General features: G+C 47.2%; 9 protein-coding genes. 8 read left to right on the forward strand and 1 reads right to left on the reverse strand.

Features of this window, described 5'->3' with window-relative positions; genetic code table 11:
• Window positions 1–118: 118 nt before the first annotated feature.
• The 8 genes from Y696_RS11055 to Y696_RS11100 all read left to right on the forward strand — a co-directional run bounded on the left by Y696_RS11055 (window position 119) and on the right by Y696_RS11100 (window position 10,331).
• Complete coding sequence (locus Y696_RS11055; RefSeq protein ID WP_006489898.1) at window positions 119–1,240, forward strand: exo-beta-N-acetylmuramidase NamZ domain-containing protein; 1,122 nt, start codon at window positions 119–121, stop codon at window positions 1,238–1,240.
• 11 nt (window positions 1,241–1,251) lie between these two features.
• A complete protein-coding gene (locus Y696_RS11060; RefSeq protein WP_121510477.1) occupies window positions 1,252–1,980 on the forward strand; it encodes a GntR family transcriptional regulator in 729 nt (242 codons plus the stop codon).
• A gap of 1,781 nt (window positions 1,981–3,761) precedes the next feature.
• A complete protein-coding gene (locus tag Y696_RS11075; RefSeq protein WP_121510479.1) occupies window positions 3,762–4,796 on the forward strand; it encodes an L-Ala-D/L-Glu epimerase in 1,035 nt (344 codons plus the stop codon).
• A gap of 42 nt (window positions 4,797–4,838) precedes the next feature.
• On the forward strand, window positions 4,839–6,410 hold the full coding sequence (locus Y696_RS11080) for an ABC transporter substrate-binding protein (RefSeq protein WP_121510480.1): 1,572 nt from the start codon (window positions 4,839–4,841) through the stop codon (window positions 6,408–6,410).
• Window positions 6,411–6,487: 77 nt separating this feature from the next.
• Window positions 6,488–7,498 (forward strand): ABC transporter permease, encoded by a 1,011-nt coding sequence (locus Y696_RS11085; RefSeq protein WP_121510481.1) that lies wholly within the window; start codon window positions 6,488–6,490, stop codon window positions 7,496–7,498.
• Window positions 7,499–7,503: 5 nt separating this feature from the next.
• On the forward strand, window positions 7,504–8,376 hold the full coding sequence (nikC, locus tag Y696_RS11090; RefSeq protein ID WP_121510482.1) for a nickel transporter permease: 873 nt from the start codon (window positions 7,504–7,506) through the stop codon (window positions 8,374–8,376).
• A 4-nt stretch (window positions 8,377–8,380) separates the two neighbouring features.
• Window positions 8,381–9,373, forward strand: coding sequence for an ABC transporter ATP-binding protein (locus Y696_RS11095; protein WP_006489884.1), 993 nt, complete (start codon window positions 8,381–8,383; stop codon window positions 9,371–9,373).
• Entirely contained in the window at window positions 9,366–10,331 is a 966-nt protein-coding gene (locus tag Y696_RS11100; RefSeq protein ID WP_006489882.1) for an ABC transporter ATP-binding protein, read from the forward strand. Before Y696_RS11095 ends, Y696_RS11100 begins: the two co-directional genes overlap by 8 nt.
• A 59-nt stretch (window positions 10,332–10,390) precedes the next feature.
• Here the strand turns inward: Y696_RS11100 and Y696_RS11105 are convergent, their stop codons facing one another.
• Entirely contained in the window at window positions 10,391–11,284 is an 894-nt protein-coding gene (locus Y696_RS11105; protein WP_121510483.1) for an EamA family transporter, read from the reverse strand.
• Between the last annotated feature and the right edge of the window lie 504 nt (window positions 11,285–11,788).

Here is an 11,788-nt window from a genome sequence, read left to right on the forward strand (position 1 = left end):
CTTGCTGTCAAAGTTGAGTAAAGCTCTTCACCGAAACTTCCGTGAGGACTCGGAAAATGATATGACAATATGGCATGATTGTCATTGAGAATAAACATATTTGCAGGGAGTGATGCTCATGATTCTACTCGGGATAGACCAGCTTCAGAAAAATGGTCTCAGCGGGTTGAAGAAGAAAGCTATAGGACTGGTAACTAACTTCTCTTTTGTTGACTCAGACTTTAAATGGGGAATTGACATACTGTTCGAAAACGGTCTGAATGTAAAGAAGATCTTCACACCGGAACACGGCCTGGGAGGAGTTGCAGACGGAGCGCATGTCAGTGATACCCTCCACCCGAAGTATGGGGTACCCATCGTCAGTCTATACGGAGACAAACGCAAACCCGTGAAGGAGGATCTTGACGGCTTGGACATGCTGGTATACGACATACAGGATGTGGGATTGAGATTCTATACCTACATATACACTCTTGCCTATACGATGGAAGCTGCCGCCGAGTACGGTCTTCAATACATGGTCCTTGATAGGCCAAACCCTCTGGGCAGGGGAGTCTTTGGAAGTAGAATCGAAAACGATCTCCAAACCTTTGTTGGTGGTTACGAGCTTCCTTTACAGTACGGTCTAACCACTGGCGAACTGGCTCAGTACTTCAAGAAACTCAAGAGACTCGACCTCGATCTGAAAATTTCCATGCTTGAAGGGTGGCGAGGAGAGATGCACGACAACACTTCTCTTTTCTGGAATGTACCTTCACCAAACGTGCCAACATTCGAGTCCCTTCTCGGCTATGCAGGGACCTGCTTCTTTGAAAGTACAAGCGTATCTGAAGGCCGGGGTACTTTTAAACCCTTCCTTGTGATAGGCGCTCCGTGGATAGACGGCTCCGACCTGACCAAATACCTCAGGGAGGAGTTCCCTGGTCTTAGAGTTAGGAGCCGTGATTATATGCCCTTTTACAGAAAGTATGCCAATGCCAACTGCAGTGGAGTCGAATTCTTCCCCAGGATTGAAGACAACTATTTCGTGATAACTTTGAAGATGATGGAATATTTGCTAAAATATGAACAATTTGATATCATGGATCGTTCGGACGATCTAATAGGTATTAAAGAAAGCGCACTGAAGATCAGAACACATAACCTTGATTACAGAGAGTGGAAGGAATCCGGAATGGAGTTCATAGACTTTGTAGATGATTGTCTTCTTTATCCCGGTGAGTTGAAGTACAGAGAGTGAAGGGGGTCGTCATGGCCGAAACACCGATTCCGCTATATTACAAGCTATATATGGACTTAAAGGAATCCCTGAATTCTGGAAAATACCAGAAAGGGGACAAGCTTCCAACAGAGAAGGACCTCTGTCAAAAATACAGTATAAGCAGACTTACAGTTAGAAGGGCGATGGATGAGCTCAGAAGAGAGGGGGTCATTGAAAGACTGAAGGGGAAGGGAACCTTTGTAACGGGCTCCAAGAGAGAAGAACAACTGGCCATACTTACAGGGTTCACAGACGAAGCAAGAAAGCGAGGCGTCGAGACTCGTTCTGTGGTTCTCGAAAACAGACTCGTTAGGGTTCCTGCCGATGCCGTCGAGCTCTTCGACATTCCTGCCGATGCAATGGTTGTGCTATTGAAAAGAGTAAGGATTCTCGAGGGCGAACCCTACGCAATTGAAGAGGCATATCTGAACGTGGGGGCCGACATTAGGCTTCTAAACATAACCCAGAGAGACATGGAAAGGGAATCCCTTTATGGAATCCTTAGAAAGGAATTTGGAATCAACATCTCCTACGCCGAAGAAGAAATGGAGCTTACCAGACTCAAGAAGGAAGAGGCGCGTTTTCTTAGGCAGGAGCAGGACGATTGCGCAATAATGAGGAAGCGATTCACCTACACAAAGAGCGACATCTGCATTGAGTACGTAATCTCACTATATAGGGCAGACAAGAGTAAGTTCAAGATTGTCAGAAGAATATGAACCGGGGTTGGGGGTAGCAGGTTCGGGGTAGGAAAGAGCAAAGTGAAACCGGTTCGCCGTTGGACGGTTCTCCGTTCTCCGAGAAGAACGGTTGTGAGTTCCTAGATGCAAGTTGCAAGAAAAAGAAAGGAGACCTGTTCTAATGGCAATGAACTAAGCTCGTTACTGACATTCAACAAGAGAACATCATCGAGATTCTGAATCAAGTTCAGACGGATTCTTTCGCTCAGCGACCAGCGGGTTCTCCGCTTTTAAGCGCACAACGGTTCTTAGGATAGAGATGCTGAAACAAGTTCAGACGAATTATTTCGCTTTCGGAATCAGCAAAGGCTGTCATACCAATCTCGCCTTCTCGCGTGTCTCTCACGTTGTCATCCCGGACTTGATCCGGGACCTGGTTTTGATCCTCTCTGAGAACGGTGGACCGTTGACGGACAACGCGGTTTTCATCAGTGTACAGCGGTTCTTAGGATAGAGATGCTGAAACAAGTTCAGATGACGCGAAGGGCAGGGTATCGATTACAGGGTATGGGGTCTCGTGAAGAGAACCGGCAATCAATTCAGGGTTTCAATGCAACTGAGGAAGTTGTCCGCGCAGCGGTTTGTGGAAGCCCCTCACTATCGTCCCGCTGGTGGCTTTTCGTAGACTTTTCGCATCCTTATCGCGACGCGGTTTTCGGAATAACGATTTGCTGTCATCCCGAACTTGTTTCGGGATCTGCTCTTGTGAAGGGCCGTGGTTGCAGGTAACGGTTGGGGGTTGGAAAGAGCAAAGTGAAACCGGTTCGCCGTTGGACGGTTCTCCGTTCTCCGAGAAGAACGGTTGTGAGTTCCTAGATGCAAGTTGCAAGAAAAAGAAAGGAGACCTGTTCTAATGGCAATGAAGTAAGCTCGTTACTGACATTCAACAAGAGAACATCATCGAGATTCTGAATCAAGTTCAGATGACGAATTCTTTCGCTCAGCGACCAGCGGGTTTTTTCTCTTAAGCGCACACCGGTTCTTATGCTCGCAACTTGGAACAGTCAACTTGCAACTGCTCTTCCGAAGGACGGGTTCATGGTTTGGGACGAACCAAGGACGGCTCTTTGCAGCGTGCAGCGGCTCTTCTCCCGCGAAGCGGAACTGACCGCACGAAGTGCAATGGCCCTGATGTTCTGCATCAATTTTGTCTTTCGGTTATTCTTGTCACTGCTTGCACTGACTGGCCTTTGCGAAGCAGAGACTGGCTGCACGAAGTGCAACTGGGCTGCGTTAGCAGAATGGCTTTGAAGATCTTCCCCGCAAAGCGGGCATTGCGTCCTGGCATGTTCTTCGCCAGCCTTGCGTCCACTGGTGCTCCTCAGTGCATTGCGTCCCGGTACGATCTTTGCCGGCATTGCGTCCAATGTTCTATAAGGGCATCACTTCCCGACGAAGTCGGCCTCGCCTCCTGCCAAAGACAGCCTTGCATCAATATTCTATTCTTCCTCGCGTTGGCAACCCTTACTTCCCGCGACGCTCTTAACAATACCAATGCCGCGCCTTTCTGAACTAATCTTACCAGCCAGTGCGTCAAAGAAAATGATTACGACGGAAAAATTAGCTCCAGTTCAATCTAATGAATGGCAACAGCTTTAATATGATGATGTTTAGGTGTTACATAATTTATGTTATAACTAAGTATCGTAAAACCGAGTAGGTTACTCTATTTTGGAGAGAGTAACCATTTAAGGTATTATTGTATAGATGTTTTTTCACTATTGAAAGTGGGTTGTGCTTTCTTACAAGGGGAGGAAAGGATGAAGATCAAGGATCTGCGTTTCACCGAAAAGAAATGGGACTTTGTAAAGCCTTTTCACATTGCAAACAACGTTTCCACTTCCAAAGTAAATATCGAGGTCGAACTGATTCTTTCAGATGGAACAATAGGTCTAGGCGAGTCCTCTTCATCGTTCAGAGTCAATGGTGAGAGCGGAGCCGCGATCTTCCAGCTCCAGAAGGAGATTCTTGAGATGATCAAGGACCTCGACGTCCGTGATTACAGGAGGATTTTCGCAAAGCTCGATGCGTATTCGAGAACGGCTCCCAGTCTGAAGGCTGCAATTCAGTTTGCGACGCTTCATGCCTTCTCGAGATCGATCTCAACCCCTGTATATCAGATTCTTGGGGGTATGAAAGACTTTGTGGAAACAGACAAGACCGTTAGCATCGGTAGTCTGGAAGAGACCGTACATGATGCAAAGGAGATCTTCGAAGCCGGTCATAAAGTGATCAAGATGAAGGTAGGCGAAGACGTAAAGAGCGACGTGGCGAGGGTGCTGGCAGTCAATGACGAAATCAAAGGAGTCAGGTATGTCATAGATGCCAATACCGGCTACACGGCCAAAGAAGCATTGAGATTCATAGATGCAATGTACAGAAACGATGTGCCTGTGGGGATATTCGAACAACCGGTACCTGCCGAAGATTTCGAGGGATTGAAGATAATCAGGCAGGGCTCTATGTATCCTGTTGGCGCAGATGAAAGCGCAAAGACGAAGTACGACGTTATGAGACTGATAAAGGAAGGCGCAGTCGATTACGTCAATATCAAACTCATGAAGTCTGGACTATCAGACGCTCTTGCGATTGTAGAGATGTGTAACAGCGCGGGTATAGGTCTTATGATAGGCTGCATGAGCGAGTCGGGAGCAGGGGTCTCTCAAAGCGTTCATTTCGCGGCTGGAACCGGCGCATTCACTTATCACGATTTGGATTCTCATTTACTGCTTAAGAATGTCGATCCTGTCGGGTTCAGACAGGAGAAAGATAGACAGTATCCAATTTTATACTGATTTTTGTCATCACTCTTTAACGTGGGAAAAGGAGGTGCAAGAATGAAGCGAAGCTTCATATTGATTTCTCTAATGGTACTTCTTGTTGCAGCGATGGGATTTGCTGCGACTCCAAAAGACACTCTTGTAATAGGCGCAAACACCGGCATTTTTATTACCATGGATCCGGCCGTTGCCTATGAGGTATTTCCAAACAAAATCGTCGCTGCCATCTATGCTCAATTAGTCAAACTAGAGGCAATTGACGGCGTCATCGTTCCAGTACCCGACATTGCCGAGAGCTGGGAGATTTCCGATGATGGACTTACCTACATCTTCAATATCAGGAAGGGAGTCAAATTCTCCAACGGTGATGCCCTTACAGCCGAGGATGTTCTCTTCTCTCTGAAGAGACCAGTAGTTCTCGAGTCTGTTTCTGCGTGGTTCTTGGTCGATATATTCGGCATAAACAAGGACAACGTGGATGAGAAGATAAAGCAGATCGACGATTACACTGTGTCGATAACCTTGAACGCTCCTTATGCAGAGAACATAACACTCGGAATTCTATCCAACATGTTCACAGGTATCGTCAACAAAGACGTAGTTCTTGAACACGAAGTCGAGGGAGACCTTGGTGGCGCATGGCTTACAGATCACTCCGCTGGTGCGGGTCCATACGTTCTCGTTCAGTGGGAAAGAAACAACGTTATCCTTCTTGAAGCCAACCCCAATTATTACGGCGAACAGCCCCCTCTGAAAAGAATAATGATAAGAGACATTCCAGAGGCATCAAACCAGAGACTTCTTCTCGAAAGAGGAGATATCGATGTGGCATGGGATCTCACGCCGCAGTTGCTGGAAGAAGCTAAGAGAAATCCCGACATCGTTGAAATCAAGGTTCCAGGACATTCAAACGAATATCTCTCAATGAATGCTACATGGGGACCCCTTGCGAACCCGAAGGTAAGAGAAGCCGTAAGGTACTCAATCAACTACGAAGAGATAGTTGAAGATATTATGCTAAACAACGCTCTCCTCGTGCAGGGTTTCATAAACAAGGGCTACTTCGGATATGTTGAAGAGAATCCATTCTATCAGGATATAGAGAAGGCCAAGGCTCTCCTAGCAGAGGCCGGTTATCCTGACGGATTCGAAGTTGAACTGTTGACCAGCAACACGGATACAAGAAAGGCCGAAGCCGAAAAGATCCAGGCCGACCTGGCTCTTGCAGGTATAAAGGCAAATATCGTGATAATGCAGTCTTCTCAGATGTATGCCAAGTACAGGGCACAGGGTCATCAGATGATCATTGCCGGCTGGGGTAACGATTATCCAGACCCGGACAACCTTGCAATGGCTCACGCCAGCTACAGGGCAAATCAGCTTGCATGGAGAAATGCATGGTACGATGACTACGCGGCAACGCTCTGTGAATGGGGTCAGATCGAGCCCAATCCAGACAAGCGTGAACAGATCTACAAGGATCTTACAGAATACTGGTTCCACAATGGACCCTTTGCAATGCTTTACCAGACAGTAGAGTTCTGGGGAATTCGCAAAGAAGTCAAGAACTTTGAAGAAGCCGCTTTCGGTTACGGAATGCTGTTCGACTTCACCAAGGTATCTAAGTAAAGTATCCCCCGCCCCGCTCTTTTGAGCGGGGCGTATTCTTTCCCAAAAAAATCAGATATTGATGCGGGGGTAATTCTATGAACTTCGGACAATTCTTACTCAGAAGACTATTCTTAATGATCATAGTTCTCTTTGGAGTCGCCTGTATTGTCTTCTTCATAGCAAATGTCATTCCTGCCGATCCGGTCGGCGCCATTCTTGGAGGAAATGCTCCGCCGGAAGCGGTTGATAGATTGAAGGCAAAGCTGGGCTACGATCAACCTCTAATAATAAGGTTCGGCAATTTCATCACTGGAGCAGTCAGAGGAGATTTCGGGGTTTCTTTGAAGACATCCAATCCAGTTATGGAAGATATCAAGAACTATTTCCCTGCCACGATGGAACTGGCTCTTGTCGCGATAACTATCTCAATTATACTGGGGATAACTCTGGGAATCTTGTCGGCCGTTCACCGTAACAAAGCCATAGACCAGTTTTCGAGAATCTTCTCTATACTAGGGGTCTCGATGCCGGTCTTCTGGATTGGGCTTCTTCTGTTGCTTGTGTTTTATTTCAAGCTGGGCTGGCTCCCCGGGAGCGGAAGACTTGGCTTCTTCACCTATCCGCCTCCAAGAGTGACGGGCATGTATCTTATAGACTCAATCATTGCAGGGCAGTGGGACACATTCAAAGAAGCCCTTATGCATATTCTTCTTCCAGCGTTCGTCCTCGGTTACAACGCAACGGCCTCCATAGCTAGAATTACCAGGGCAAGCATGCTCGACGTGTTGAGGCAGGATTTCATAAGAACGGCAAAATCGAAGGGTTTGAGAAAAAACGTAGTTATTTACCGACATGCACTTCGTAATTCTCTGATACCGACCGTTACGATAATCGGACTCGTATTTGGAAGTCTGCTGGAAGGAGCCGTTCTTACGGAAACGGTCTTCTCCTGGCCAGGTCTGGGTAGATATATAACCACCGGAATGCTCTTCCTTGATTATCCGGCAGTAATGGGCGGTACATTGTATATAGCCTTGATATATTCAATTGCGAATCTTATCGTGGACATTCTTTACGCTCTTCTCGATCCAAGGATGAGGATGTGATCTAGATGGAAAAAACCGTAAAAGTATCTAAGCCATTCATGGATGATTTGAAGCATACAGCCTTTCTCTGGAGAAAGAGCCGCCTCACGATGATCGGTTCGGCTATAATCCTTGTTTTCCTTCTTATGGCAGCCTTTGCGCCACTTATAGCTCCTTACGACCCGGTTCATCAGGATCTCCAGATAAAATTGCAGGCTCCGAGCTGGCAGCATCTCTTCGGAACGGACCAGTTCGGGAGGGACATATTCAGCAGGGTTATCATGGGATCCAGGATCGCGCTCTGGATAATCTTCCTGGTATCGGTCATCAGCGGGTCCATAGGAATTATTGTTGGTGTTACGGCAGGTTATTTCGGTGGCATTGTCGACGAAGTGCTCATGAGGATAACGGACATGTTTCTGGCCTTTCCCAGTCTGGTCCTAGCAATGGCCTTTGCTGCAATGCTGGGTCCGAATCTGACAAACACGATTATTGCCATATCCATTGTCACGTGGACAACCTACGCCAGGCTCTCCCGAGCCGAGGCAATAAAAGTCAAATCGCAGCCATATATTGAAGCTATACGTGCGGTCGGCGGTGGCAATCTTAGAATAATGTTCCTTCACGTTTTGCCAATGTGTATTTCTCCCGTTCTTGTTCAGTTGACTCTCAGAATGGGCACAATAATCCTCACCGCAGCAAGTCTTGGCTTCCTCGGGTTAGGTGTCCAGCCTCCAACACCCGAATGGGGAGCCATGGTTTCCGACGGCAGAAACTACCTGATCGACCAGTGGTGGATATCTACCTTTCCGGGGATATTCATCGCCTTTGTCGTTCTTGGATTCAACCTCCTCGGTGACGGAATAAGAGACATGCTCGATCCAAGGTTGAGGAGGTAATTATATGGAGCTTAGAGGAAAGCTATTAGATGTATCTAACCTCAAAGTATCTTTCTACACATACAGAGGAGTAGTGAAAGCGCTCAACGGTGTCGAGCTCTGGATGGACTCTGGCGAAAGACTTGGAGTCGTGGGGGAGACGGGCTGTGGAAAGTCGGTCACTTCGTTGGCGGTAATGCGCTTGATTGAACAACCCGGAGAGATCCAGGAGGGAAAGATAATCTTCAACGGTAGGAACCTTGTAGAGTTGTCTGAAGAGAAAATGAACAACATACGAGGCGTAGAAATGTCGATGATCTTCCAGGAACCAAGATCCTCCCTAAATCCCGTAATGAAAGTAGGTTACCAGATAGGGGAGGCAATCGCCAAGTCAAAGAAGATCAGGATCAAGAATACCTACCCGGAGGTTAAAGAGATGCTCCGCCTTGTCGGCCTTGATCCCGAAAGAGTTATGAACAGTTATCCTCATGAGCTTAGTGGCGGAATGTCCCAAAGAGTGATGATAGGAATGGGCCTTGCAAGTCATCCAAAGCTGCTAATCGCAGACGAGCCAACATCTGCGCTTGATGTTACCATCCAGGCTCAGATTCTTGAGTTGCTCGACGAACTGGCCAAAAAGATGGGCAACGCAGTCATGTTGATTACGCACGATATGGGTGTCGTTGCCGAGTTCTGTGACAAAGTCCTTGTAATGTACGCCGGAAACTCGGTCGAATATGCGTCTACAGCCACACTGTTCGAAAAGCCGTTACATCCTTACACGGGTGGTCTACTCCAGGCGGTACCGAGAGTGGGAAGAACAGATGAACTCAAGGCAATAAAGGGAACTGTTCCCGATCTGGTGAATCCTCCTTCCGGCTGCCGATTCCATCCGAGGTGTCCGCACGCGATGGATATCTGCAAAGTTGAAAGACCCCCATTTGTGGAGATCGAGCCCGATCATTACGTTGCCTGCTATCTCTTCAAAGGAAAGAGCGAGGTGAGAGAAGATGGCTGAGACCTTGATCAAGATCAAGAACCTGAAGACTTACTTCCCGGTGAAGAAGTCGATCTTCTCGAAGAAGCGATTTGTCAGAGCTGTAGACGACGTAAATATGGACATTCCAACTGGGTCAACCTTTGCCGTGGTCGGAGAGTCGGGCTCGGGAAAGACGACTCTTGCCAGAACTGTTTTGAGGCTTATCGAGCCGACCTCAGGTGAGATAGAATTCGAGGGAAAGGACATACTTGGACTCAAGGGCAAGGACCTGCTCGAAGTGAGAAGAAATATGCAGATCGTCTTCCAGGACCCGTACAATTCGCTTCATCCCAGAAAACTGATTAAGAACATAATTGGGGAAGGGATGAAGATTCATTTCAAGATCACCGACATCGAAATAAGAGACAGGATAGCGGCCGTTTTGAAAGAAGTAGGGTTGATTGACGATCACATGTATAGATATGCACATGAGTTCTCTGGTGGGCAACGCCAGAGAATAGCATTTGCGAGAGCTATGGTTCTCAAACCGAAGTTCATCGTCCTTGACGAGCCGACCTCGGCGCTGGATGTCTCCGTTCAGGCAATGGTTCTCAAAATGATGAAGGAAATAAAGGTCCAAGAGAATCTTACGTATATGTTCATAACACACAATCTATCTCTTGTGGATTATATAGCCGACAGAGTGGCCGTTATGTATGTCGGTGAAGTAGTTGAGATGGGAGACAAGAGTACGATCTTCAAACATCCCTCTCACCCATACACTGATCTGTTAATGGCTTCCAACCCCGTCCCGGATCCGAAGTTCGTAAGGGAAAAGCGGCTACTGAAGGGTGAGATACCCAGTTCGATTGATCCGCCATCGGGCTGTAGATTCCATAACAGATGTCCATTTGCCGATGAACGGTGCGAGAGGGAAGCACCTGAATTGAGGGAGATAAAACCCGGTCATTTTGTAAGGTGCCACTATCCCCTCTGAGTTCTTAAGACTACTTACTGTGAGGCATGTCCCTAGAGGCATGCCTTTTTTAATACTTGCTATTCTGATACCTTGATCTTTGATTTCTGGACTATAAGTACCCCAAGAAGAATCGCGCCCATCGCCAGAATCATGAGAAAGTTGATCTTTTCATCCAAGAAGATGGCTCCCAATGAGACGGCAACTAGAGGATTGATATAGGCGTAAGTACCCGCCTTTGTTGCAGGCCACTTCTGAAGAAGATAAATGTAGCTGCTGTAGGCAACCAAGGACCCGAAAACAACGAGATAAGCGATTGCCAGAACCGAATTCATAGAGAACGTTACTCTTGAGAATTCACCGGTTATTGCAGAAACGAACATCAGCCCAACACCGCCTGCAAACATTTGAATCCCGATATTTGACACTATCGAACTGTTCCCCTTGAAGGTTTTTGAGAGTACCGTTCCAATAGACCAGAGGAAGCTCGCAGAGAGAAGCATTAGTATCCCGGGGATGTCGATAGAAATACCGTGTTCGGCCGGAATTAGAAGAAAGTAGACACCAAAGAACCCTAGAAGAAGGCCAAAAAGAGCCTTCAACGTCAAGCGTGTCGTTCTTATGAAAAAATGCTCCAGCACGCCGGCAAAGATAGGTATAGTTGCCATCATGAGAGAGGCGACACCAGAATCTACCCACCGTTCCGCGAAGACTACGAGTCCGTTCCCGCCAAGTAGCATAAACAAACCGATAAGCGACAATCTCGAGAACTCTCTCATGCTTGCCGGAAAGGCGTATCCCCTGATTCTCGAGAAAGCAATCATGATCAAACCAGCTATGAGGAACCTAACGCCAGCAAAGAACATCGGCGGCATTCCCTCAACACCGATCTTTATGGCCAGATAGGTCGATCCCCAGAAAAAACTGACGAGAGCATAAGCGAGGATCGCCATTCCATCTCCACTTTTCTTCAACACACGACCTCTATCTTCCAAATGGAAATTGGAGTAATGATCGAATTATCCAACAATATTCATTCAAAAACAATACGGTTTCGAAACTTTTCCGAAAAAAAGGACTGTAATGGGAAGCCCATCACGGGATGACAGTCTTTTGTTGCTTTGATTGCCTCGCGTGATTCTGGCAAGCATCTCCATCTATGGCGTGAAGAAGGCTAATAAAGGCCATCTGATAAGAACCAACTCATTTCGTCATCCTGAAGCACTCCTGTTCAGGATCCGTAAGTGGTCGGAGGTAGCAGGTTGGGGGTTGGTCAGGAGCAAAAAAGAGATTGACCCAGTCCTCAAGAAGCAATTCAAAGCCATCTGATCAGAACCAACTTATTTCGTCATCCTCGTGTATTGTCAAAAGAGAGAGGGTATAGAATGAGGGTAGAGGGAGTAGCCAGTCGTCATCCTTAGGCTTAGAGCCTGTACTTCAGATTGGGCACCCTTCTTAACACGATTGAGAGTAATGGT

It is taken from the genome of Mesotoga sp. H07pep.5.4, assembly GCF_003664935.1.
GTDB lineage: Bacteria > Thermotogota > Thermotogae > Petrotogales > Kosmotogaceae > Mesotoga > Mesotoga prima.

Bases quoted from the DNA above. Each gene is read 5' to 3' on its own strand.
- nikC (WP_121510482.1), top strand. From the start codon at position 7,504: ATGGAAAAAACCGTAAAAGTATCTAAGCCATTCATGGATGATTTGAAG.
- Y696_RS11080 (WP_121510480.1), top strand. From the start codon at position 4,839: ATGAAGCGAAGCTTCATATTGATTTCTCTAATGGTACTTCTTGTTGCA.
- Y696_RS11075 (WP_121510479.1), top strand. From the start codon at position 3,762: ATGAAGATCAAGGATCTGCGTTTCACCGAAAAGAAATGGGACTTTGTA.
- Y696_RS11055 (WP_006489898.1), top strand. From the start codon at position 119: ATGATTCTACTCGGGATAGACCAGCTTCAGAAAAATGGTCTCAGCGGG.
- Y696_RS11060 (WP_121510477.1), top strand. From the start codon at position 1,252: ATGGCCGAAACACCGATTCCGCTATATTACAAGCTATATATGGACTTA.
- Y696_RS11095 (WP_006489884.1), top strand. From the start codon at position 8,381: ATGGAGCTTAGAGGAAAGCTATTAGATGTATCTAACCTCAAAGTATCT.
- Y696_RS11085 (WP_121510481.1), top strand. From the start codon at position 6,488: ATGAACTTCGGACAATTCTTACTCAGAAGACTATTCTTAATGATCATA.
- Y696_RS11100 (WP_006489882.1), top strand. From the start codon at position 9,366: ATGGCTGAGACCTTGATCAAGATCAAGAACCTGAAGACTTACTTCCCG.